23 protein-coding genes and 4 tRNA genes are annotated in these 23,320 nt (G+C 63.0%); 7 read left to right on the forward strand and 20 right to left on the reverse strand.

The genetic code is table 11. The features are described 5' to 3' along the window. Positions 1 to 204 precede the first annotated feature (204 nt). Positions 205 to 591 carry a 50S ribosomal protein L7/L12 gene (rplL, locus tag FHE74_RS06175; RefSeq protein WP_139465642.1) on the reverse strand — a complete coding sequence of 129 codons (387 nt, stop codon included), beginning with the start codon at positions 589 to 591 and terminating at the stop codon, positions 205 to 207. Between the two features lie 83 nt (positions 592 to 674). After that, positions 675 to 1,193: a 50S ribosomal protein L10 gene (rplJ, locus tag FHE74_RS06180; protein ID WP_139465643.1), complete on the reverse strand. Its 519-nt coding sequence runs from the start codon at positions 1,191 to 1,193 to the stop codon at positions 675 to 677. A gap of 390 nt (positions 1,194 to 1,583) precedes the next feature. Here rplJ and FHE74_RS06185 point away from each other — a divergent pair, with 390 nt between their 5' ends. Continuing rightward, positions 1,584 to 3,581: a PTS sugar transporter subunit IIABC gene (locus FHE74_RS06185; RefSeq protein WP_139465644.1), complete on the forward strand. Its 1,998-nt coding sequence runs from the start codon at positions 1,584 to 1,586 to the stop codon at positions 3,579 to 3,581. Between the two features lie 56 nt (positions 3,582 to 3,637). Here the strand turns inward: FHE74_RS06185 and FHE74_RS06190 are convergent, their stop codons facing one another. Next, complete coding sequence (locus tag FHE74_RS06190; RefSeq protein WP_139465645.1) at positions 3,638 to 5,599, reverse strand: sucrose-specific PTS transporter subunit IIBC; 1,962 nt, start codon at positions 5,597 to 5,599, stop codon at positions 3,638 to 3,640. 2 nt (positions 5,600 to 5,601) lie between these two features. After that, the gene (locus FHE74_RS06195; RefSeq protein ID WP_139465646.1) at positions 5,602 to 6,834 is read right to left on the reverse strand and encodes a glycoside hydrolase family 32 protein; all 1,233 of its coding nucleotides are present in this window, start codon (positions 6,832 to 6,834) and stop codon (positions 5,602 to 5,604) included. A 76-nt stretch (positions 6,835 to 6,910) separates the two neighbouring features. Between FHE74_RS06195 and FHE74_RS06200 the strand changes: the two genes are divergently transcribed. Then, entirely contained in the window at positions 6,911 to 7,783 is an 873-nt protein-coding gene (locus FHE74_RS06200; RefSeq protein ID WP_139465647.1) for a carbohydrate kinase family protein, read from the forward strand. Between the two features lie 99 nt (positions 7,784 to 7,882). Here FHE74_RS06200 and rplA read toward each other — a convergent pair whose 3' ends face one another. The 9 genes from rplA to FHE74_RS06245 all read right to left on the reverse strand — a co-directional run bounded on the left by rplA (position 7,883) and on the right by FHE74_RS06245 (position 12,473). Next, positions 7,883 to 8,593: a 50S ribosomal protein L1 gene (gene rplA / locus FHE74_RS06205; protein ID WP_139465648.1), complete on the reverse strand. Its 711-nt coding sequence runs from the start codon at positions 8,591 to 8,593 to the stop codon at positions 7,883 to 7,885. 73 nt (positions 8,594 to 8,666) lie between these two features. After that, positions 8,667 to 9,095, reverse strand: a complete 429-nt coding sequence (rplK, locus tag FHE74_RS06210; protein ID WP_139465649.1) for a 50S ribosomal protein L11 — start codon at positions 9,093 to 9,095, stop codon at positions 8,667 to 8,669. A gap of 179 nt (positions 9,096 to 9,274) precedes the next feature. Beyond that, the gene (gene nusG, locus FHE74_RS06215) at positions 9,275 to 10,072 is read right to left on the reverse strand and encodes a transcription termination/antitermination protein NusG (protein WP_139465650.1); all 798 of its coding nucleotides are present in this window, start codon (positions 10,070 to 10,072) and stop codon (positions 9,275 to 9,277) included. 96 nt (positions 10,073 to 10,168) lie between these two features. After that, a complete protein-coding gene (secE, locus tag FHE74_RS06220; protein WP_139465792.1) occupies positions 10,169 to 10,498 on the reverse strand; it encodes a preprotein translocase subunit SecE in 330 nt (109 codons plus the stop codon). 27 nt (positions 10,499 to 10,525) lie between these two features. Beyond that, a tRNA-Trp gene (locus tag FHE74_RS06225) sits at positions 10,526 to 10,601 on the reverse strand. A gap of 50 nt (positions 10,602 to 10,651) precedes the next feature. Further along, a tRNA-Met gene (locus tag FHE74_RS06230) sits at positions 10,652 to 10,725 on the reverse strand. 34 nt (positions 10,726 to 10,759) lie between these two features. Beyond that, positions 10,760 to 10,832, reverse strand: a tRNA-Thr gene (locus FHE74_RS06235). A 465-nt stretch (positions 10,833 to 11,297) separates the two neighbouring features. Further along, positions 11,298 to 11,382, reverse strand: a tRNA-Tyr gene (locus FHE74_RS06240). Positions 11,383 to 11,453: 71 nt separating this feature from the next. After that, entirely contained in the window at positions 11,454 to 12,473 is a 1,020-nt protein-coding gene (locus tag FHE74_RS06245; RefSeq protein WP_139465651.1) for a polyprenyl synthetase family protein, read from the reverse strand. 118 nt (positions 12,474 to 12,591) lie between these two features. On the opposite strand from FHE74_RS06245, the gene FHE74_RS06250 reads away from it, so the two are divergent. Next, positions 12,592 to 13,827, forward strand: a complete 1,236-nt coding sequence (locus FHE74_RS06250; protein ID WP_246049211.1) for a geranylgeranyl reductase family protein — start codon at positions 12,592 to 12,594, stop codon at positions 13,825 to 13,827. Here FHE74_RS06250 and FHE74_RS06255 read toward each other — a convergent pair. The 6 genes from FHE74_RS06255 to FHE74_RS06280 are packed head-to-tail and all read right to left on the reverse strand — an operon-like array spanning position 13,824 to position 19,430. After that, complete coding sequence (locus tag FHE74_RS06255; protein ID WP_139465653.1) at positions 13,824 to 14,510, reverse strand: demethylmenaquinone methyltransferase; 687 nt, start codon at positions 14,508 to 14,510, stop codon at positions 13,824 to 13,826. The genes FHE74_RS06250 and FHE74_RS06255 overlap by 4 nt on opposite strands. 11 nt (positions 14,511 to 14,521) lie before the next feature. After that, entirely contained in the window at positions 14,522 to 15,721 is a 1,200-nt protein-coding gene (locus FHE74_RS06260) for a glycosyltransferase family 4 protein (RefSeq protein WP_139465654.1), read from the reverse strand. A 57-nt stretch (positions 15,722 to 15,778) separates the two neighbouring features. Next, a complete protein-coding gene (locus FHE74_RS06265) occupies positions 15,779 to 16,243 on the reverse strand; it encodes a DUF3592 domain-containing protein (protein WP_139465655.1) in 465 nt (154 codons plus the stop codon). Beyond that, the gene (menD, locus tag FHE74_RS06270) at positions 16,240 to 17,886 is read right to left on the reverse strand and encodes a 2-succinyl-5-enolpyruvyl-6-hydroxy-3-cyclohexene-1-carboxylic-acid synthase (protein WP_139465656.1); all 1,647 of its coding nucleotides are present in this window, start codon (positions 17,884 to 17,886) and stop codon (positions 16,240 to 16,242) included. The genes FHE74_RS06265 and menD overlap by 4 nt, the downstream gene beginning before the upstream one ends. Before the next feature lie 24 nt (positions 17,887 to 17,910). Next, positions 17,911 to 18,420 carry a hypothetical protein gene (locus tag FHE74_RS06275; protein WP_139465657.1) on the reverse strand — a complete coding sequence of 170 codons (510 nt, stop codon included), beginning with the start codon at positions 18,418 to 18,420 and terminating at the stop codon, positions 17,911 to 17,913. 5 nt (positions 18,421 to 18,425) lie between these two features. Further along, positions 18,426 to 19,430, reverse strand: a complete 1,005-nt coding sequence (locus FHE74_RS06280; protein ID WP_139465658.1) for an o-succinylbenzoate synthase — start codon at positions 19,428 to 19,430, stop codon at positions 18,426 to 18,428. A gap of 19 nt (positions 19,431 to 19,449) precedes the next feature. Here FHE74_RS06280 and FHE74_RS06285 point away from each other — a divergent pair, with 19 nt between their 5' ends. The 4 genes from FHE74_RS06285 (at position 19,450) to menE (ending at position 22,459) form a co-directional block, all read left to right on the forward strand. Then, positions 19,450 to 19,707: a 4a-hydroxytetrahydrobiopterin dehydratase gene (locus tag FHE74_RS06285; protein WP_218973320.1), complete on the forward strand. Its 258-nt coding sequence runs from the start codon at positions 19,450 to 19,452 to the stop codon at positions 19,705 to 19,707. Then, on the forward strand, positions 19,704 to 20,621 hold the full coding sequence (locus tag FHE74_RS06290; RefSeq protein WP_139465660.1) for a 1,4-dihydroxy-2-naphthoyl-CoA synthase: 918 nt from the start codon (positions 19,704 to 19,706) through the stop codon (positions 20,619 to 20,621). The genes FHE74_RS06285 and FHE74_RS06290 overlap by 4 nt, the downstream gene beginning before the upstream one ends. A gap of 184 nt (positions 20,622 to 20,805) precedes the next feature. Further along, positions 20,806 to 21,255 carry a DoxX family protein gene (locus FHE74_RS06295; protein WP_139465661.1) on the forward strand — a complete coding sequence of 150 codons (450 nt, stop codon included), beginning with the start codon at positions 20,806 to 20,808 and terminating at the stop codon, positions 21,253 to 21,255. Positions 21,256 to 21,310: 55 nt separating this feature from the next. Next, positions 21,311 to 22,459 (forward strand): o-succinylbenzoate--CoA ligase, encoded by a 1,149-nt coding sequence (menE, locus tag FHE74_RS06300; RefSeq protein WP_139465662.1) that lies wholly within the window; start codon positions 21,311 to 21,313, stop codon positions 22,457 to 22,459. On the opposite strand, the gene FHE74_RS06305 is transcribed toward menE, so the two are convergent. Beyond that, positions 22,440 to 23,312, reverse strand: a complete 873-nt coding sequence (locus FHE74_RS06305; protein WP_139465663.1) for a glycosyltransferase — start codon at positions 23,310 to 23,312, stop codon at positions 22,440 to 22,442. The genes menE and FHE74_RS06305 overlap by 20 nt on opposite strands. Between the last annotated feature and the right edge of the window lie 8 nt (positions 23,313 to 23,320).

The raw sequence follows: 23,320 nt of genomic DNA on the forward strand, positions 1-23,320 counted from the left end.
ACTGCTTGACGCTTTTCTTCGGGTGTGAACATGATTGCCTCCTTGTTGCAGGGTGACTCACAACAAGGCTGGCACTACGGGTCCTGTAAACATTTGCACTCGGCAGCGCCCCACCCACGCGCGCCAGTAGTCCGGGCATGGCAAAACCCCCGCCAGCATCAGCTTGGCGGGGGTTGAAAGCGTAAAGACGCTTAAGCGGCGAGCTTACTTGAGCTCGACGGAGGCGCCAGCCTCCTCCAGCTTGGTCTTAGCAGCCTCAGCGTCGTCCTTGTTGGCGCCCTCGAGGATGGCCTTCGGAGCGGACTCAACGAGCTCCTTGGCTTCCTTCAGGCCCAGGCCGGAGACGATCTCGCGGACAGCCTTGATGACGCCGATCTTCTTGGCGCCAGCGTCGGTCAGAACGACGTCGAACTCGTCCTTCTCCTCGGCCGGGGCAGCGCCCTCAGCACCCGGAGCAGCGGCGACGGCAGCAACCGGAGCAGCAGCCTCAACCTCGAAGACGTCCTCGAACTCCTTGACGAACTCGGAGAGCTCGATCAGGGTCATCTCCTTGAAGGCCTCAATGAGCTCATCCTTGGAAAGCTTAGCCATGGTGGCATCCTTTCTGTTGTGCGCTTAATCCTTCAGGGATTAAGCAGCGATATGTATGTGGTGTTGGTAGCGGGTAAAACGCCTTAGGCGTTTTCCTGCTTCTCCTGCAGAGCGACGGCGAGGCGCGCCATCTTGGTTGCCGGTGCGTTGAACACAGCGGCTGCCTTTGCCAGATTGCCCTTCATGGCGCCAGCCAGCTTTGCGAGGGTGGTCTCGCGGTTGTCCAGCTCGGCGATGGCCTTGACCTGGTCAGCAGACAGAGCGTTGCCGTCCATGTAGCCGCCCTTGACAACGAGCTTGTCGTTGCCCTCGGCGAACTTCTTGAACACCTTGGCAGCGTCCACTGCCTCGCCCTTGATGAAGGCGACGGCGGTGGGGCCGGTGAGGTGCTCGTCAAGGCCCTCAATTCCCTGCTCAGCGGCAGCGATCTTGAGGAGGGTGTTCTTGGCGACGTGGTACTCGACGTCGAAGCCGAGATCGTTACGCAGCTCCTGCAGCTGCGAGACGGTCAGGCCGCGGTACTCCGTCAGAAAAACGGAAGAAGCCTCAGAGAACTTCTCCTTCAGAACGGCGAGTTCTGCGGTGTTCTTCGGGTTCGCCATTGACCAACGCCTCCTTTCCCTTGTGTCGTACATGTGATCCGCCGGAGCCCTTCCCACGAATGAGAAAAGCCCCGTGCAGCAGGCACAGGGCGCACATCAATGCGAACAAGTGTCTCCTGCGTGGGCCAACTCCATACTCGGAGTTCCTTCGATCCCGCTTACCGGGATGACCGACGGTCTTCGGTGAAACTTGAAATCGCCACGAGGGCGATCAAACTTCATCCGGAAACACTACAGCCCGTCCACGTGCATTCCAAATCGCCGACTGTGGACAAACGCCTCCACCCCTGTTAGGGGAGCAAAGACACACAAACTGCCTGTTTATGCCCATAGTTCGGGTTAGATTAATAGCCACTGACATTGTCCAGTTTTCTCGCTAGGAGTTAGCTCATGCCCCAATCTGAGCAGGCACGGCTGAGCCTGCTGTCCCCGACAGCAGGCACCGTCGTCGACCTCAAACATGTTCGCGACGACGTGTTTGCTTCCAAGAAAATGGGCGAGGGATTCGCCGTTACCGACACCCCAGGTGGCGCGGTGGTCGCCCCGGTCGCGGGCACCGTCATCATGGTGGCCAAGACCAAGCACGCGGTGGGCATCGAAACCGCCGACGGAACGCAGGTCCTGGTCCACCTCGGCATCGACACAGTGGAGCTCGACGGCGCTCCGTTTACCCTCGACGTTCAGCGCGGGGACACCGTCTCGGCGGGCCAGCAGATCGCCACGATGGACACGACCACCATCGCCAAGGCTGGCAAAGACGCCACCATCGTGGTGGTGATTTCCAACTACGCCAAGACCATGTCGGGAATTTCGCTTGTCGACGGCCATGTGCGTGCCGGCGAAGTAGCCGCGGAAGCTACTCCTAACTTGGCGGGCGTTGTTGCGTCGAGAAGCGAAAAAACGGAGCTGACCGGCTTTGACGCGCTGGCCGCGGACATCATTCGTCTGGTCGGTGGCAAGGAGAACGTGCGCAGCCTGACGCATTGCATCACGCGTGAGCGCTTCTACCTGCACGATGAGTCGAAGGCTGACGATGCCGCAATCAGCGAGCTCGACGGGGTGCTGCAGGTGATGCGCGCAGGCGGCCAGTACCAGGTGGTCATTGGTCCAGACGTCGAGGACGTCTACGACGCGCTCATCGCGCAGCTGGGTGAGCAGGCCGCTGGCGGTGAGGTGGCAGCGGATGCGAGTGCCCAGAAGGAGCGGCCGACGTCGGCGCTCGGCTGGGCCAAGCACGGATTCTCGGAGCTGATCGGCGTAATCACCGGCTCGATGATTCCGGTGATCGGTCTGCTGGCTGCGGCCGGCATCATCAAGGGAATCTTGTCGCTGCTGACCACCTTCGAGGTAATCACGGGTGACTCGCAGACCTACGAGATCATCAACGCGATGAGCGACGCGGTCTTCTACTTCCTGCCGATCTTCGTCGGCTTCACCGCTGCGCGCAGGCTGGGAGCGGACCCGGTTATTGTGGCGATTATCGGTGGTGTGCTCACCTACCCCTCCATCCTGGAGATGTCCGAAGGTGAGGGTGCACGCTCGATCGCGGGTATGTCGCTGAATGCGGATTTCTTTGGGCTGCCTTTCCACATGGCCAGCTACTCCTACTCCATCTTCCCAATCATCGTGGCAGCATGGCTAGCCTCGCGCATCGAGCCCTGGCTGAAGAAGGTCATCCCGAATATGGTGCGCATGATCTTTGTGCCGCTTATCGAGGTCGTGGTGGTCTCCCTGGCGATCCTGCTGGTCCTCGGCCCGGTGATTACGTTCATCTCCACCGGCATCGCCAACGGTATCCAGAGCGTCTACGACTTCTCCCCCACCATCTCCGGCCTGATCATTGGCGGCTTCTACCAGTGCCTGGTCATCTTCGGTCTGCACTGGGCCGTGATCCCGCTGGTAGCGCAGGACATCGCGGCCACTGGCAACTCCTCGCTGAACGCCATCATCTCGGCCACCATGGTCGCCCAGGGTGGTGCTGTGCTGGCCGTGTTTGTAAAGACCCGCCGCGAGAAGATCAAGGGGCTGTCCGGCCCGGCCGCCATCGCCGCGTTCTGTGGCATTACCGAGCCGGCGATGTACGGCGTGAACCTCAAGTACGGCCGCGTGTTCGCCATGGCCTCCATCGGCGGTGCCGCCGGCGGCCTGCTGACCGGCCTGTTCAACGTGAACATGTGGGGCTTTACCGGATCGCTCATCGGCTTCAGCTCGTTTATCAACCCCGAGGGTCTGGACTTCAGCTTCTGGGGCTTCCTCATCGCCTCGGCCACCGCCCTGGTCGTCGCCTTCGTGCTGACCTACCTCTTCGGGTTCAAGGACTCGGATGTCGACTCCGGGCGCGAGGTGAAGAAGGTCCGCCTGGGCAACCGCGAGCCCGTGCAGCGGTAGGCGCTGTTAAAAATTAAAACCCGGCGAGCAATGCAGAGATGCTCAGCCGGGTTTTCTCATGCCCCCGTAGTCACGGGCGCGGGCTCAACCGCAAGTAGCTCATCCCCGCCTGCCACTTGAGCGGGTAGCTCAAGCACAGGAGCGACCGGGCCGGTCTTCTTGGAGTTGCTCACCACCACGGGGGTTGTGACCTGGTATCCGGCGGCTTCGATTCCTGCGATGTCGAACTCGCAGAGCAGATCCCCAGCCTTGACGGTGTCCCCCTTGGAAACGTGCGGGGTGAAGTGCTGCCCCTTCAGCTGGACGGTATCGAAGCCGATGTGCATGAGAACGTCGATACGCTGGCCGTCCGAGGATTCCCCACGCACAGCGAATGCATGCCCCGACGGGAATGCGACAGTCACCGTTCCATCGACGGGAGCGACCAGGCGGCCATCGGTGGGAATGACGGCGACACCAGCGCCGAGTTTGCCCGAAGCGAACATCGCATCCTCGACCGTGGAAAGGTCAACGGCTTCCCCCGTCAAAGGTGAATTCACTCGAACAGCGGTAGACGACGGCGCGGCAGCCACTGGCTGAACCGCTTCGACTGCGTCCGGATCGATGGAGCCATTGCGTTTGACCAGAGTGCGTCCATAAATCCAGGCGACTGCAAAGGTAACTACGAAGACGACACCGGCGGCAATGAGGAAGGGGATCCAGTCGCCCTCGGAGATCGATACCACGCCGATGAAGCCAGCAGCACCGAGAGCCGATGCTGTCACGCCGAAGAGAGCGACGAGCATTCCGCCCAGCGCACCACCGGCCATCGCGACGAAGAAGGGCCAGCGCAACCGCAGGTTCACGCCGAAGATCGCAGGCTCAGTGATGCCGAAAATCGCTGAAATGCCCGACGCTCCCGCAAGTCCCTTGAGTTTGGGACTTCGAGCAAGCGTGTACACAGCAAGGGTGGCAGCGCCCTGTGCGATGTTGGCCATCGAAGCGATGGCGAAGATGAATGAACCGCCTTGATTCCACAGCTGGATCTCAAAGGGCGGGAACGACTGGTGCAGGCCGGTAATCACGATCGGCGAGTAGACCAAACCGAAGATCAGGCCGCCCAGCGGACCGGCGAGTTCATACCCGCGCGCCAGACCCAAGCCCAGCATGTCACCGACCCAGCGCATGGCCGGTCCCACTGCGATGAAAGTGATGAAGCCTGTCACCAGCAGGGTGAGCACTGGCGTGACCAGGAAGTCAACTGTCCCTTTAAGGCGACGACGCAGGAACTTTTCCACCGTGGCGATCAACCACGAGACCACCAGAATCGGCAGCACGGTTCCCTGGTACCCAGCCTGCGCAACATTCAGACCAAAGAGATCCCAGTAAGGCATCTCGCCTTCTGTGATGGTCTGGGCAACCTCATAACCCGAGACAAGTGCTGGTGAGACCATGGCCATGGCCATGCCCGCGCCCAGGAACTCGTTACCGCCGAATCGCTTAGTAGCTGTAAAACCAACCAGAACGGGCAGGAAGGCGAACGGGGCGGACGCGAGGACGTTGATCATCTCGGCCAAACCGGCGATCTGCGGGAAGCGCTCAACCAGAGATTGCTCACCGAATAAACCACCGGCGACCAGCACGTTGTTGATCGCCATGAGCAGACCGCCGCCGACCAGGATGGGGATCAACGGCACGAAGATATCCGCCAGCACCTTGACCGCCCGGGTGAAGCGGTTGCCGGACTTAGCGGCGACATTCTTCAGTTCATCCGTGCTCACCGCGATGTTCTTGCTGGTCTTCTTATCGAGTTCCGCGAAGACGGTGTCAACGTCACCCGGACCAACGATGACCTGGAACATACCTCCCGATTCGAAGGTGCCTTTCAGGTCCTCGTCGTTATCGAGGGCTGCTCGATCTACGCGATCAGCATCCTTGAGCACCAGTCGCAGACGCGTTGCGCAGTGGGCGGCAGCCACGATGTTGTCCTCGCCGCCGAGAGCCTTCAGCACCCGATCGGCAACAAGTGAGTGGTCCACAGTTATAGCCTTTCTTCTGTAATTTCCGTCCAGTCGCCATACGCCATGCTGGCAGCCGCCACTAGGCCATCTTCCGCGGTCAGCTCCAGGGCGCATCCATCAACAGTCAGGTGCAGTTCGCCCGAACCGCACGCCATGGATCGAATGTCCCCTTCCCGCGAGAGCGTCAATGTCCCCTTTTCAGGCTCGTAATGCACCCTCGGGCCGGGATTGCCATGCGAGTCGAAGACCGTCAAGACACGTTCTTCGTCTGCAAGGTCGACTCGCGTCTGTAGCGCCTGTTCAGGAAGCAGGATCTCTTGTTTGATCCGTCCGTTTTCCAAGACCAATTCACGCACCGCAGTGAGGCAATGGACCCACCCCTCGGTCGGGGTCTCATCACGGCCAGGCAACCCCATCCAGGCCATCATCAGGGCACGCCCATCGCGGGAAACCAGGTGCGGCGCGTAGAACTCGTGGCCGAAATCCAGCGGTGCGAAGTCTGTCTCGATGTGGAAGCTCGTTCCGTCGAGAAGCCCCACAGCATAAACGCACGTGTCGACGTCACTTTGTGGGCAGATAACCAAAACATCCCGCTGCTCCCCCGTCTGCGTATCAGTCATGGTAAGCAGATTCGGGCATTCATACATGTACCCACGAGGTGCAGGCCGGTCGAAGTTTAGTGGTCCCTGGAATTCCCAGGAATCCAAGTCCTGGGAACGGTAGAGCACAACCTGTCCCTCCAGGGCGTCGTTCTGCGCTCCGATAACCATGCGCCACCCCTGTTCATCGCACGTGACGTGGGGATCACGGAAGTGGGCGGTAAAGCCTGGAGCAGGGCCATCGATGAGCGGATTAGCCGGGTCTGGCCTGAAGATTCCCCCATGGGGACCGTCTGGATCGGAGAGGTGAACCTGATTTTGCGAAGTGTAGCGCTCACCATTGACCTTGACGTTTCCGGTGTAGAACAGGCGAACGCCTTCGTTTTGCGGCACCGCGCAACCGGAATAGCAACCGTCAAGGTCATAAGGCAAATGCGGGTACAGGGCATCGGGCAGGTGGCGGGGAATGAGATCGCCGCCAAGGTCGATCGTGGCGTGCCCCCAGCCTGTACGTTTGGGCCTCGTAGGAAAGACTGGATCGTGTTGGTAGAAGACGTGGAGCTTATCTCCGCTTAGGAACAGTCCGTTCGGATCATTGAGCCTGCCTGCAGGAGCGGTGAGATGCCATTGTGGCCGCAAGAAGTCACGAGACATACTCTAAGAATAAGATATTTCTGTTGTTTTATGCCCGGTTTTCATGCCCGAACAGACACGAAAGGATGAAAACTCCATGATCAGCGTGTACGGCGAGGGACTCGTCGACCTCGTGCCCACCGACCACTCCCCGCTCGCCCCGCTGCAGCCCGCCCTAGGCGGCGGCCCCTTTAACGCCGCCATCTCTGCGGCTCGGTTGGGAAGCTCCGTGCAATTTCACTCTCGCTTATCGACGGATCATTTCGGCCAACAGTTGGCTAACGCCCTCACCGACGAAGGAGTCAACCTCGATTACCTGGAGCGCGGCCCAGAACCCACGACCCTGGCCGTCACCTCCATCGACGACACTGGCTCGGCTACCTATTCGTTTTATGTCGAGGGCACCGCTGATCGCCTTCATAGCCCGGTTCTTGCCGAGCCCCGCGTAGCAGCCTTTGGAACTCTCTCGCTTGCTCTGCCCCCAGCTGCCGACCGCTACGTAGAGGCAGCTAAAGAACTCGCAGCTCAGGGCTGCATCGTGGCGCTGGACCCCAACATCCGTCCGCTTTCGGATACCGCGGAGCATCGCGCGCGCCTGGCCGGTATGCTCCAGCACGTCAGCATTTTGAAGCTCTCGGAAGAGGAGCTGGAGTTCTTCTCAGACATTTCCTTGGACGTTCCCGTGGTGGTGACCACCCGCGGAGAGGACGGTCTGGTTATTGCGGTAGGCGGAAACCGAATTGAGATCCCAGGCGTACCCACCACCGTGAAGGACACCATCGGGGCAGGCGACACCATCTTTGGCGCCATCTGCGCACAACTCGACCAAGCCGAGGCCACTCCAGGAAATCTGCTCGAACAGGGCTGGGAGAGGATCGGGCGCTACGCCGTTACCGCAGCGGCAATCACCTGTTCGCGAACGGGTGCGCAGCCGCCAAGTGCGGACGAGGTCGAGGGGATGCTGAGTTAGACGCTTCCGGTCGACCAGGCCCAGAGATCCAACCAGCCCACAACAAAGCCCCGCTCCACACTGTAACGGTGGAACGGGGCTTAGCGTCGTGACGCGAACTTATGCCTGCTGAGCGTAGTTCTTCTGCACGGAAGGATCAACCGGGACGCCCGGGCCGGACGTGGAGGACACGGTGACCTTCTTCAGGTAGATGCCCTTGGCGGAGGAGGGCTTGAGGCGCTGGATCTCGTCGAGAAGCGCACCGTAGTTCTCGGCCAGCTTCTCAGCGGAGAAGGAAGCCTTGCCGATCAGGGCGTGCAGGTTAGCAGCCTTGTCGACGCGGAAGGCGATCTTGCCGCCCTTGACTTCCTGGATGGCCTTGGTGACGTCAGCGGTCACGGTGCCGGTCTTCGGGTTCGGCATCAGACCGCGCGGGCCCAGGACGCGAGCGACGCGGCCAACCTTGGCCATCTGGTCCGGGGTAGCGATGGCGACGTCGAAGTCGATGTTGCCAGCGGTGATCTGCTCGACCAGCTGCTCGGTGCCGACGATGTCAGCGCCAGCGGCCTCAGCCTCGGTAGCCTTCTCGCCCTCAGCGAAGACTGCCACGCGGACGGTCTTACCGGTGCCGTTGGGCAGGGAGACGGTGCCTCGAACCAGCTGGTCAGCCTTGCGCGGGTCAACGCCCAGGCGCACAGCGACGTCGATGGTGGCGTCGTAGTTCTTGGAGGAGGTCTCCTGAGCCAGCTTCACAGCCTCGAGCGGGTGGTACAGCTTGGAGGAGTCGATCTTGGACTTGGCTTCCAGGTAAGCCTTGGACTTCTTTGCCATGGTGAATTCCTTTGTGGTGTGTAAGTAGTTCGGGCCGGGTCACAGTGCCCGGGCCCTCCCACGGATGGAGTGTTTAGTTCTCGACGGTGATGCCCATGGAGCGGGCGGTACCGGCGATGATCTTGGCGGCAGCCTCGATGTCGCGTGCGTTGAGGTCAGCCTTCTTGGTCTCGGCGATCTCCTTGCACTGATCCCAGGTCACGGAACCGACCTTGTCGGTGTGCGGAACGCCGGAACCCTTCTGCAGGCCTGCAGCCTTGAGCAGCAGCTTGGCAGCCGGCGGGGACTTCAGCTTGAAGTCGAAGGAGCGGTCCTCGTAGACCGTGATCTCCACCGGGATAACGTTGCCGCGCTGGTTCTCGGTAGCAGCGTTGTAAGCCTTGCAGAATTCCATGATGTTGACGCCGTGCGCACCGAGCGCCGGGCCAACCGGCGGAGCCGGGTTAGCGGCGCCAGCCTCGATCTGGAGCTTGATAAAGCCAGAAACCTTCTTCTTGGCCATAGTTTTGTACCTCCTAGGTAACGGGGAAAACTTCTCCCCGACCGGATGCTCGCCTCAAGCGGGCCACCGGGGACGTGAAAAAGTAAATGAGTCGCGCCGCTTACACGATGGCAAGCACACGCGACTGTTCAGAATACGGCAGCAGCCAGGTTCAACCCAAATCGCTGCCGCAAACCTGGTTAGTTGATCTTCTCGATCTGATCCGGGGTCAGCTCCACCGGGGTCTCGCGACCGAAGATGGACACCAGAGCCTGGATCTTGCCCGTGGACGGGTCAATCTCGGAGATCGACGCCGAGACGCTGGCCAGTGCACCGGACAGGATGGTAACTGCGTCGCCGACCTGGAAGTCGTGAGCGAACTTCGGAGCCTCCTGCTCCTCCGGCATTGCGATAACCATCTCGCCCTCGGAGTTGGCCTGAGCCTGCTGGCCCTCCTCCGTCGGGGCAGTCTTAGGCATGAGGAACTTGGAGACGTCCCGGTGGCGCACCACGGTAGCGTTGCCCTCGTTGCCCACGAAGCTGGTCACACCCGGGGTGTCGCGCACAACCGACCAAGCGCGGTCGTTGAGCTCCATGCGGACGAGAACGTAACCCGGAAGCAGCTTGCGCTTGACGATCTTCTTCTTGCCGTCCTTCATCTCCACAACCTGCTCGATCGGGACGACGACCTCGTGGATGTACTCCTCAACCTCCAGGGTCTGAGCACGCATGTCCAGGTTCGTCTTCACCTTGTTCTCGTACGAGGCGTAGGTCTGGATGATGTACCACTGGCCCGGCTGCTTCTTCAGCTCACGGGTGAATTCGCGCAAACGACGGCGGTACTCGCTGTCCGCATCGGCCTCGGAGGTGTCGCCCAAAGCGGCGGCAGCGTCAGCGACAGCGCCATCCGGGTTATCAGCGTTGACGGCCTCGTTAGCCTCAGCCTCCTGCTCGGCTACGTACTCAACCTCGAGGTTGGAATCCTGCTCGTCGCTCATCTTTTTCGACTCCTCGTGTACTTAGTGGGTTTTGGGAAAAATTATCCCGCCTTAGCCGGGGCGGCTAGGCGGGAAATCATGTTGTTTATGAGGCTACTACGGCGTGAGTACCGCTTCAACTCCCAGGCGAACCAGCTGATCGATGCCCCACACCAGGGCAGTCAGCAGGATGAGGAAGGAGAACACGACGATGGTGTAGGTGACCATCTCGCGACCAGTAGGCCAGATCACCTTGCGGATCTCGGTAACTACCTCTGGCAGGAACTTCGTGGGGCCGCCGCCCGGCTTCTCATTCTTGTCCGCCGCGCGGACCGCCTGGGCGTTCTTAGCCTGGTAGGAGGAGGTGGAGACGGTGCTCGATCCCGACAGCTGACGCTTGCCAGTAGGACGGGCGGAACCCGATCCTGCGGTCTGGTTCTCGCTCAACATGAACTCCTCGGAAATGGAAGTACGTGGCAGGGGCGACAGGACTCGAACCTGCAACCTACGGTTTTGGAGACCGTTGCGCTACCAATTGCGCCACGCCCCTATGCATCGTTCGCTGGGAACAATACGGACCACCTTATCAAAGGTGAGTCGTAGCGGTGGAGAGACTCGAACTCTCGACCTCGCGATTATGAGTCGCGCGCTCTCACCAGCTGAGCTACACCGCCAGGGCTGCCACCAAACAATGCCTGGCAACAACAGAGCCCCCTAACAGAATCGAACTGTTGACCTTCTCCTTACCATGGAGACGCTCTGCCGACTGAGCTAAGGGGGCATCGACTTTTCACTCGAAGTGCTTGCGCCTTCTCGCTGAAGCCTTGGAAAGATTAACCCGGCAGGCCGCAAACACACAAATCGCCAGTTCAGTGGCACTTTTTCTGCTGTTTTTCGTTTTCTTAACGATCGTCCCACACCAGCACGACCTGCAACACGAAATGAGGACGTGCCCCTGCAAAATCTTTCGGCTCGACACCTGGAAGCATTTCGCACAGCGCGACCTGGGGTTTTACCTTCACTAAGTGCTCCAGGTGTCGAGCCGAGGGAATTGGGCCGTTAGGGAGCGCCCCGCGCAAGGTGCTCACAACAGCCTCACCCGGCGCGCCGGCTGGCAACAATGCATAACGGACAGCCAACTTTTGGGGCCAGGGTGTACTGCAAAGTTGCCAGGCGCGGTCGTGGCGAGGGTTAACCGGAACACGAAAAGTCCCCGCCACATAAGTGACGGGGACTTTCAAGCACATGGTGCCAGGTAGAAGATTCGAACTTCTGAAGGCAATGCCGGCGGATTTACAGTCCGCTCCCTTTGGCCGCTCGGGCAACCTGGCGTGCGGGATATGACTTTACTACGAAAACTGGGGTCCCCGGCAAATCGCCAGCATAAACCCCATAAATCGCCCTATCCGACTCGGCTGACCGTGTAGTGGCACAGGCTGCGCAGCGCGGCCTTGGCCGGGATGTCGGGCAGGCGGTCAAACTGCTCCTCTGCACGAGCGAGGTAGTCATTGACCACCTCGAGGGTGCGCTCACGGCCGTTTGAGCGGCTCAGCAGATCGAGGGCATGGTTAACGTCATCGTCGGAGTGCAGGGGACCGTCGAGAAGCGAGCGCAGCTCCTGAGCCACCTCACCGTCGCCCTCCATCGCCAGCAACACCGGCAGGGTGAGCACGCCTTCGCGCAAATCGGTTCCGGGCGTCTTGCCGGACTCTTCGGAGGTGGAGAAGATGTCGATGACGTCGTCAACGATCTGGAAGATCATGCCGATCAGGCTGCCGAGCGTGCGCAGCGCGTCGACGTGCTCGGAACTCGCGCCGGAGTGGATGGCGCCCAGGTGGCCGGCCGAGGCGATCAACACTGCGGTCTTTTCTTCGATGACCTTGAGGTAGTGCTCCACGACGTCATCGCCATCACGCGGGCCAATGGTTTCGCGCATCTGGCCGGTGACCAGCATGCGGAAGGTGTCGGCGAAGTGCGCGACGGTCTCCACGTCGAGCTGAGCCATCAGGGCCGAGGCGTGGGAAAGCAGAATGTCGCCGGACAAGATGGCCACGGAGTTTCCCCACCGCGAGTTGGCGGATTCCACCCCGCGGCGGCGGTCGGCCTCGTCCATCACATCGTCGTGGTACAACGTGGCCACGTGAACCAGCTCGACGACAGTCGCGGCCTTGATCACGTCCTCGCACCCCGGGTGCTTGCCGAACTCGGAGGCCAGCAGCGTCATCATCGGGCGGAAGCGCTTGCCTCCGGCGTGCACGAGGTGCGCCGCCTTCTCCAGGACGAAGTCCTCCCCCACCGCCAGCTCATCGGCCAGGCGCTGCTCCACGGCCTCCATGCCGGTGGCGACGCGGGCGTTGAGCTCGGGGTCACCGAGATCGACGGAACCGGCGTGCTGCTGTGGCGGGTTCTGGCCGTGGGTCATTCTCGTGGCGTTCCTCGTTCTCGGGCCTATATTCGGCCGGGGCAAATGTCTCCCTAACCGTAGTCCAAAGTCCATGCCAGCTACACGCCAGGGTCAGCGAGGTGCGACAATGACGCCCATGACTGCACACGTGGACCTGGTGGTGGTGGGAGCTGGCCCGGCTGGCTCCGCGGCGGCGATCGCGGCAGCAAGGCGGGGCCGCGAGGTCATTCTGCTGGAATCGGGAGAGCTGGGCCGCGACAAAACCTGCGGCGACGGACTCACTCCGCGCGCCATCCACGAGCTGCGCCACCTCGGCCTGGCCGAGCAGATTCTGCGTACGCACCGCAACCGGGGCCTCAAACTCCATGGGTACGGCGGTTCAGTGACCGCGCCCTGGCCACAGTCCGCCTTCGGCGCCGAGGGCTCGGCCATGCCCCGCACGCTTTTCGACGCCCTGCTGGCCCGAACCGCCCGCGACTCCGGCGCTGACCTGCGCTCCTCATCGACCGCGCACGCCCCCGACGTAGAGGACGGCAAGATCGTTCGCCTCCAGGTCACCGGGCCCGACGGCTCCTACGATCTCCAGCCCCGCCACGTGGTGGTCGCCGACGGAGTGCGCTCCCCACTAGGAAAAGAATTGGGGCGTACCTGGCACCGCGAAGAGGTTTTCGGCGTGGCTGCCCGCTCCTACGTCACGTCTGAGCGTTCGCGCGATGAGTGGATGCACTCGCACGTCGAGCTGCGCGGCACCGAGGGCGAGATCCTGCCTGGGTACGGGTGGATGTTCCCGCTGGGCAACGGCGAGATGAACCTGGGGTGTGGCGCGCTGTCCACGCAGGCTCGGCCCGCTCAGGTGAATACCAAGAAGCTGCTCAAGCACTACGCAGACACCTACCGCGCGGAGTTTGGCCTGGGCGAACCGACCAAGGTCACCAGCGCACTTCTACCCATGGGGGGAGCGGTGTCTGGTGTTGCCGGGAAAAACTATGTGCTCATCGGCGATGCCGCCGCCGGGGTTAATCCCCTCAACGGCGAGGGCATCGATTACGGCCTGGAGATGGCGCGCTTATGCCTGGACGTCCTGGAGGCCGGCGATGCCACCGAAGCCTGGCCGGCACTGCTGCGCGAAACCTACGGGGAGGCCTTCACGCTCGCCCGAACCGCCGCCCGGCTGCTGACCTACCCGCAGTTCCTACCGCTGGTCGGGCCCGTGGCCTTGCGTTCCCCGCTCGGTCCGCTTCTCATGCCGGCCGCAGCACGACTGATGGCCAACATCGTTACCGAGGAGGACAAGGACTTACTGGCGCGCGCCTGGCGCCTCGCTGGACGAGGAGCCCGGGTTGTCCGTCGCTCCAGCCCGCTGTGGAGCTAGCGCTTTACGGCAGAGTGCAGCGCAACGATGCCAAAGGTGAGGTTTTGCCAACCCGCTTCGCGCCAGCCATTGGCGTTGATCTCGGCGGCTAGCTCCTCCTGAGTGGGCCAGGCGCGGATGGACTCTGCGAGGTACTCGTAGCTCTCCGGGTTAGAGGACACCACGCGCGCCACCTTGGGCAGCAAGCGCATGAGGTATTCCTTGTACACCGTGCTCAGCAGAGGAACCGTAGGCGTGGAGAACTCGTTGACCAGCAGCCGGCCCCCGGGTTTGGTCACGCGGGCGAATTCGCGCAGAGCCGCACGAAAGTCGTGGATGTTACGCAGCCCGTAGCTGATGGTCACCGCGTCGAAGGACTCATCGGCGAACGGGAGATGCATGCCGTCGCCTACCACCTTGGGCACCTCCCGCTTCTCGCCCGCGGCCAGCATGCCGGTGGAGAAGTCGCAGGCCACGCACCACGCACCTGTTTCGGCCAGGGACACGGTGGACACAGCGGTTCCGGCCGCCACGTCCAGGACGCGCTCGCCCGGCTGGGGGGCTAGGCGGCGCGTGGCGCGCGAGCGCCAGTAGCGATCCTGCCCAAAGGAGATCACGGTGTTAGTGAGGTCGTAGTTCTTCCCCACCGCGTCAAACATCGACGCTACGTCAAAGGGCTGTTTGTCCAGGTCTGCTCGTCCCACGGGAGTCGAGTCTAGGCTACGCGGCCGCCCAGGCCCCGCGTGGCCCACTCCGGAAGCTCCAGACGCAGCCCGAAAGGGCCGCGGGAGGTCGACTTTTCCCGCTCGATCGCAGTGGCGTAGTAGCTCAACAGCTGATCGCCGAGCGCAGACCAGGTCTTGTTGGCAACGGACTGGCGGGCCTGCCGCTTCAACTGGTCAAGCCGGGAGTCGTCGAGAAGCCACTCCGCAGCGGCGGGCAGATCGACACTGAAAGTGTCCACATCGAGCAGCAGGCCGTTGACACCGTCCTGGACCAAGTCCACCGGACCGCCTGCGCGCGGACCGATCGTGGGCACGCCAGAGGCTTGGGCCTCCTGAATGGCCTGACAGAACGTCTCGAATTCCCCGGCGTGGACGAAGAGATCCAGCGAGGCGTAGGCCCGGGCCAGATCATCTCCACCCAGGGCTCCGGTAAAGACCGCGGAGGGAATGCGCGAGGCCAGCTCTCCGCGGGACGGTCCATCGCCCACGATCACGAGCTGGATGTCATCGCGCCCGCCCAGGCTGGCAAGACGATGGACGCCCTTCTCCGGAGCCAGGCGGCCAACGAATCCGACGATCTTCTTCTTACCGGTGGGGTCCCAGGAACGTCGCAAAGCGTCGTCGCGCTTGGCGGGATCGAAGCGCACAGTGTCCACCCCACGGCCCCAATGGTGCACGTTGTTGATGCCGTGGCGTTCCAGCTGCGCGATGGTTAGCGACGAGGGAGCGAGCGTGAGCTGGCACTGGTTGTGAATGGTGCGCGTCCAGTCCCAGGCCGCGGTGGCCAGCGGCGTCAGGTGGTACTTGGAGGCAAAACCCGCCACGTCGGTCTGATACAAGGCCACCGCCGGGATGCGGAGCTGACGGGCGGCAAAGGCACCGGAAGCACCCAGCACGAATGGGCTTGCCAGGTGAACGACGTCGGGGCGGAACTCGTGCAGAGTCTCCGCGACGATGGAGTTGGGCACGCCGATGGGCAGCGAATCGATAAGCGGGACGCGGACGGTAGGCACGCGCCGAATCGGGAAGCCGAGGTAATCAGGGATCTCTTCCTGAAAGTCACGCGCGCCCGGAGCGATCACAACGGCGTCGTGCCCGTGCTCCTTGAGGTGTTCGAGCACGCGGAGCACGGAATTGGTTACCCCGTTGATGTTGGGAAGAAACGATTCCGCCACGATTGCAACTCGCATGCGCCACACCTTTGCAAACTCAAGGAAACTTCGTGTGAAGTCCCGGTTTCGATTTCGCTAAACCTTGGTCACGCTTGAATCCGTGGTTCTCGGCCGCGTAGCCCAGTTCACGCCGGCTAAGCATAATCCTGCGATGAGCAAGCTGACCACCGCCACGCTTAACGCAGGAATGATCGCCAAACTCCAGCCACGTCCCTCCACCTTGACTATCTCGGGGTTGGTCTTGGCGTAAGTGACCCACACGTTCTGCCCCTCCCCGAGCCCGACGGGATAGAGCAGACCCGCTGGCGGGGAATGGTACACCCCGGTTTCGTCCTGGTAGCTCACCGAGGTCCGCAGCCACGACTGCCCAGTCACCGTGGCCAGGGCGCGCCCGGGATTGCGATGAATGGTGGAATCGTTAATCGCCGCCCCGCCCACCATGCTCACGCACCCAAGCAGCGCGCAGGCTGCCAGCGCCAAGACGAGCTGGCGCAAGCGACGGCGAACGGTCGCCCGGCTAGGGCGTGGCAGCGCACTCACAGCCCCATGGCCTTCTTGAGTGCGCCATCCAGAGCGCGCCGAGTGGTTCTGGTGGTCTTAGCCTCGATGACCTGGATACCGACGGGTTCCTCCGCTGCTTGTTCTACCGCCGTGATCAGTTCCTTCAGATCCCCTGCCAGCACGTAGTTCACCCCATACGCCGCGCAGGCTGCTTCCAGGTCCACTCCATGCGGAGTGCCAAAGGCCCGCTCGAAGCTGGGCCGCAGGCTGTCCTGGCCCACCTCCAGCGACTCGAAGATCCCGCAGCCATCGTCGTTGGCGACCACGATGGTCAAGTTTTCTGGAGCCGGTTGATCCGGGCTGACGAGCAGGCCGCCAATGTCGTGCAGGAACGTCACATCCCCCATGAGGGCGATGGTGCGGGGTGCGCGCACGGCTTCGGGGTCCGCGGACTGCGTGGCTAGGGCGATACCGATGGCCTGCGACACTGTGCCGTCGATACCCGCTGCCCCACGCGGGGCATAAACATCCACACCGCCGAAAGGCAGGCCCACCAACGCGGCATCGCGCACCGGGTTCGATGCGCCGAGCACGAAGCTGTCGCCCACTCCCAGCCCGTCGGCCACAGCGGCCGCGGCGTGCACCCCGGTGAAACCGAACTGCTCATCCGCCAGTACGGTGCGCACCGCCTCGGCCGCTGTCTCGCTCAAGCCCCGGCAGACATTGAGCCATTGCTTGCGCGGCTGGCCGGTGACCTTGACGCGGCTGGCCACCCGGCGCGACACCCCAGCCGGGTCGGTCACCGTCTCGGACCGGGTGAGAGTAGTGACGTCGATGGAGGGATCGGACATCAGTGCCAGCACCGAACGGTGCAGCGTGGGATGGCCGACCACCACGATCTGCTCCGGCTTGGTGCGTGCGACGTACTCGGCGTAGTCGCTGGAACCGTCGACCGAGATCTCTCCGCGTGCGAACAGGCCAGCGGCCAGCGGATGCACGGGTTCGAAGGGAGCCGGAGCGCTCGGCTCAGCCAGGGTGGGAACGTATTCGAGCCCCTCAACTTCCCAGGCTTCGTCGCCTGCGATGACCAGGGTGTCTTTCGAAATATCCAGGGTGGCCTCGCCGTGATCCACGTGCAGCGACACCGGGCTGCGTCGGGTCGCGGCCACGGGCTGTCCCTCCGGCTCGGGAAGCTCGGAATCGACCAGGGGCGTATCCAGGGCCACGTTCAGGTGGACCGCTGGGCGCTTGACTGCCTCCGCGATCAGGGCGATGTCCTCGGGCGCGGCGATTTGAGTGGTCTCTACGACCGTGGAAAAGATACCCACCTGCTCGATGGTCTGCGACGCGCCCGTTCCCACCAGGCGACGCGGGCGATCTGCAGAGAGAACGATCAGCGGAACATGGGCGTGCGCCGCCTCAGTGATGGCCGGGGCACAGTTGGCTACCGCGGTTCCCGAGGTGGTGACCACCGCTGCGTGTCGCCCACTGGCACGTCCGATGCCTAGTGCTAGGAAGGCAGCGCTTCGCTCGTCGATACGCGTGTGCACTCGCAGGTCACGTCGCGCCAGCAGAGCCAGCGACAGCGGAGAGTTGCGCGACCCTGGGCACAGAACGACGTCGGTGACGTGCTGGGCGAGCTGTTGCGCAACAATGCGGGCAAGTTCAGGTGAGGCGGACATGCCCGCGAGTTTATCCCGCCTGGTTTAGCGAGCGGTTGCCGGTTCCTGACCAGCACCCGTGTTGCCCAGCAGGCTATCCAGGAAGGACTCCACGTCGCGACTATTCGGCAGGTCCTGGGTTGGCAGCTCGGACGGGATGGGCAGATCCCGCTTGGTCTCGGTCACGGTCACCGGCGGGGCGGTTTCCGTCACCGTCTGCGTCACCGGCGGTGGTGGCGGCTGATTGGCCCGGTCAGAGGCGGCCTTCCACATGAAAAACAGCACGCCGGCGGAGATGAGCGCTAGCGCCAAGAGCACGCCGAGCACAGTCACTCCGGCATTCGACGAACGCTGCGGTTCAGGCTCCGGTGCGGGCTGCGGGGCAGGTGCCGCGTATCCGGAGTAGCCAGCACGGTATTCCGGCTGGTAGTTGGGGTCGTATTCACCCGGGTAGTACTGGCGTGCTCGGGGCTGGTGCGCCGGCTGCGGCTCGGGCTGGGGTTCCGGCCGCCGCCCGGTGGGCCCGAGGTAGCGAGTCTCGTTGTCCTCAGTCATACCCATCAAAGATACGCGTATGCCGCGCGCAACCGCTCCAGCCATGCTTCTCGACGCCCTGCCTCCGCAGATAGATCCTCCAACCGGGCAGGGTCTGGCGCCTGGGGCGTGACGTCCAGATGCCCGTCGACGATCTGGCGGGGTTCGCAGACGTCCTCCACGAACAGGGCCTGGGTGGCTAGTCCAGCGGGGTTGGGGTGAACGTCGATCCCCTCGTCGTCCTCCACGCTGCCCAGCGCGGCGACGGCGGCGAGCCCGGCGTTCAGCCCCACGGCGGTATCGAGCGCCGAGGCCACCGTGATGTCCATGTGGCGGGCGTTGAGGTCGCTGGCCAACTGCAGCGTACGACGTACCCCGCCCAGCGGTGCGACCTTGACCACCGCAACGTCGGCTGCCCTGAGCTCAGCCACACGGTAGGGATCCTCACTGCGGCGAATCGACTCATCGGCGGCGACGCGACAGAAGATGCCTGCACGCTGCAGCTGCATGCGCACCTGCGCGAGCTCCTCGGCAGAGTGACACGGCTGTTCCAGGTAATCCAGCGGGCCTAGGGCCTTGGCCGCCTCGACGGCCTCGTCCACGTTCCACCCGCGGTTCGCATCGACGCGGACGATTGCGTTAGGCACGGCTTCTCGCAGCGCCGCGACGCGGGCAATATCGTCTGCCAGGGTCTGGCCCTTCTCGGCCACCTTGACCTTGAAGGTCTGGCAGCCGGGAAAACGCGCTGCCACCTCGGCGACCTTCTCCGCCGGCACCGCGGGAATCGTGCCATTGACCTCTACTGAGCTACGCACCGGATCCGGGAAGCCCTCCCAGGCAGCCTCAATTCCACTGCGCAGCCACGCAGCTGCCTCGCGCGGGGAATAATCCTCAAACGGGGCAAACTCACCCCAGCCGCGCGGTCCTTCAATCAGCACGGCCTCGCGTGTGTCGACGCCCCGGAAGCGCACAGCCATTGGCAAAGCAACAACGTGCGCGCGCTCGATGATCTCTTCCACAGCTGGAACCATGCCCCCTAGACTACGGGGCATGACTGCTGAAGATTTAGGCGCATTCGAAGAGGTCGACGGCCTGCTGGTCGCCGATTTTGAGACCACCGACTTCAACCAGGGCGTGAAGTTCGTCGTCGCCATCGGCGAGGCCGCGGACAAGGCGGATCACCACCCCGACGTCCTTTTGGCCTACAACTCCGTGACCGTGACGCTCAAGAGTCACGACGTGGACGCCATCACGTCCCGCGACCACCGCATGGCCCGCACCATCACCGAACTACACTCCGCGCTATGACCTTCGACCCCTCGCAATGGACGCTTGTCGACGGCTTCGCTGACCTGACCGACATCACCTACCACCGGCACGTGGGTACCTCGCGTGCCGACGGAATCGTCCGCATCGCTTTCGACCGCCCCGAAGTCCGCAATGCCTTCCGCCCCCACACCGTGGACGAGCTCTACCGCGCGCTCGACCATGCCCGGCGCGACCCCAGTGTGGGTGTGGTGCTGCTGACCGGTAACGGACCGTCGCCGAAGGACGGCGGGTGGGCCTTCTGCTCGGGTGGCGACCAGCGCATCCGCGGACGCTCCGGCTACCAGTACGCCTCTGGGGACACCGCCGAGACAGTAGACACCGCCCGCGCTAAGGCCGAGGGTGGGCGCCTGCACATCCTCGAGGTCCAGCGCTTGATCCGCACCATGCCCAAGGTGGTCATTGCCGTCGTGGGCGGCTGGGCTGCCGGCGGCGGACACTCGCTGCACGTCGTCTGCGATATGACCATCGCGTCCCGCGAACACGCCCGTTTCAAGCAGACTGATGCTGACGTGGGATCCTTCGATGCCGGTTACGGCTCCGCCTACCTGGCACGCATGGTGGGCCAGAAGAACGCCCGGGAGATCTTCTTCCTAGGCCGCACCTATACCGCCGAGGACATGCACCGCATGGGTGCGGTGAACATCGTTGCTTCTCACGATGAACTGGAAGCTGAGGCTATCCAGGCTGCGCGCGAGATCAACGGGAAGTCCCCGACTGCCCAGCGCATGCTCAAGTTTGCGTTCAACCTGGTCGACGACGGCCTGATGGGCCAGCAGGTCTTTGCCGGCGAGGCGACGCGCCTGGCTTACATGACCGACGAGGCCGTCGAGGGGCGCGACTCGTTCCTGCACAAGCGCGATCCCAACTGGGAGCAGTTCCCCTTCTACTACTAGGGGCTCGTCTTGGGACTGCTCCACAGAGCTCTAAAGGAATCGGACCAAACCACCCGCCCTTTAGAGCTCTGTGGTCATTTTTGGCGCCCTTTGGTCCGATTCCTTTAGAGGTTTGGCACACACCCACCACAGTATTTGAATTTTCAACTTGACCCACTGCCCCTCCCCGCCTACTTTTGTGGCCATGACCGCAATCTCCTCCGTGTCCCAGCTCATCGCCCGCATCATCCTCGGTGTCATCCTCGTCGCCCACGGCTGGCAGAAGTTTTCTGCCGGCATTGGCAACACCGTCACCGGCTTCGAGCAGATGGGAGTTCCGGCCGCTGGCCTGGCCGCCCCTGCGGTGGCCACCGTCGAGCTCGTTGGCGGCATCCTGCTCATCCTCGGCCTGGGGACCCGCATCGTCGGCATCATCGTCGCCCTGGTGATGCTGGGGGCAGCGATCTTCGCCCACCTGCCCAACGGCATCTTTGCCCAGAATGGCGGTTGGGAGCTGGTCGGCGCGATTGGCACCAGCGCTCTTCTGTTGGCCGGCACCGGTGCGGGTGCACTGAGCATCGACGCCATCCTGGGTAAGCGTCGCAACGCAAATGACCACACCGAAACCGCTGGCAGCACGGCCGTCACTGCCTAGTAGCCACTGCCCCACGTCACCCCCGCCAGGCACCCAGCGCCAAGCGGGGGTTTAAATGTATGACGTGAAAAGCATCGAGGTCGTCCCCGTTGATCTGGCCAACCCCACGGCGTTAGTGCCCGCAGTCGAGCGTGCCATCGCGGGAGGTTCGGCCCTCCTGCCGGTTCCCGCCCACGACCGGGCCCGCACGGAGATCCTGCGCAATGCCATGCGCATCAACGACCCCATCGACGACGAGATCAGCGTCATCATGTCGACGTCCGGGTCCACCGGAACCCCCAAGGGAGCCCAGCTCACCGCGGCAAATCTCATTTCTAGCGCGGATGCCACCCACCAGCACCTCGGCGGGCCCGGACAGTGGCTGCTCGCCCTACCCGCGCATCACATTGCTGGCCTCCAGGTGATCACCCGCAACCTGGTGGCTGGGGTCGAGCCACTCGCTCTCGATCTGAGCGCAGGTTTTGATGTCGATGCCTTCCTCACCGCCAGCCGCGAGCTTAAAGAGACAGGCGATCGCATCTACACCTCCATCTCTCCCATGCAGCTGACCAAGGCCCTGGAGCGGGTTACCGGCATCGAGGCACTGCGTCTCTATGACGCCATCCTGGTTGGCGGGGCAGCCGTGCACCCCAAGGACCTCGAGGCGTGCTCCAAGCTGGGAATCTCGGTGGTCACCAGCTATGGCTCTTCAGAAACCGCCGGTGGATGCGTGTACGACGGACGCGCGCTCCCAGGCGCCCAGGTGCGGGTGCAGGACGGCCGCATCTACCTGGGAGGACCGATGATTGCGCACGGGTATCGCAACCACCCGGACCACGAGGCCTTTGCCGAAGAGGGCTGGTTTGCCACCACGGACTGCGGCGTGCTGGACAATGACCTGCTCACCATCACGGGAAGGCTCGACTCGGTCATCATCACCGGGGGCCTCAAGCTGCACCCGGAGGTCCTGGAGCGCGAACTGACCACCATCGCCGGAGTCGATTCGGCCTGCGTGGTGGGCGTTCCTCACCCCCGCTTCGGGCAGGCGGTCTGCGCAGTCTACGAAGGCAGCGCAGAGGTCGATGAGGTTTTCGACGCCCTGGATCACCTCCCCCGCTGGCAGCTGCCGAAGGACCTGCGCCGGTTGGCAGAGATTCCGCGGATTGGTCCGGGCAAGGTGGATAGAACGGGCGTCGAGAAGCTCTTTAATCCTCGAGCTGACTGATGCGCACCAAGTGCGCGACGTCCTCGGGCGTGTAAGCCTGGGCGATTTGGGCGTCGTTGCCGCCCCCCATGGTGTTGCCACGCACGAGCGCCTCGCGCTGAGCCGGCGGATTGACGGCAAAGCTGCGCGGGCGGGAGAACACCTGGCGGATCTGGTGGCCGGAGCGGAGGGCGCATAGGTGGAGCCAGACGTCGTCGGCACGCGGGGAGAGCTCCATAAAAGCGTCGCCCTGTGCGACCACGAAGTCCACAAAGCTCGCTGGGTAGAGCACGCCCGAAACACCCGTGGCAAAGTGCAGGAGCGAGGCATCCGAGGTATTGGCCGGCGACCACTTCTTGTACGGCATGATGCGCCCGGCGCGCAGCTCGATGCGGTGCGCGCGATAAGGCACCACGCAGTCGGGGCGCAGCTGCCCGATGAACAGCATGCGCTCGAGGAGCCACTCCGGGTAGATCATGTCGTCGTCGATCGTGACCACGCGGGTGCCCGTGCCGGCCAGCTCACGGAAGGTGGACCAATACTTGGTGTGCGGGCCATAGGAGCCGTCGGAACAGCGGACCTGCAGCCCACGATCCACCAGGCGCTGCAGCGAGCGCGGCCAAGGGGCGTGGAAGTCCTTCTCATCCAGCCACAGCACCACCGGGGCCTGGAGATTGCCGCGCGCAATAGATTCCAGCGTCAAATGCACATGCCGCAGCCGCCCACCGTGACTGGTCAGCGAAATCACCACGTTGTGCGGGCTCTTTTGGGGAATCCGCACACGCGACAGACGGTTAGCCACCATCAACGGCACCGAACGCAGCAGGTTAGGAACAGCTACGACGACCTGTTTGGCCACGTAGTCGATCCACATGAAGAATC

The organism is Corynebacterium tapiri, assembly GCF_006334925.1.
In the GTDB taxonomy this organism is placed as follows: domain Bacteria; phylum Actinomycetota; class Actinomycetes; order Mycobacteriales; family Mycobacteriaceae; genus Corynebacterium; species Corynebacterium tapiri.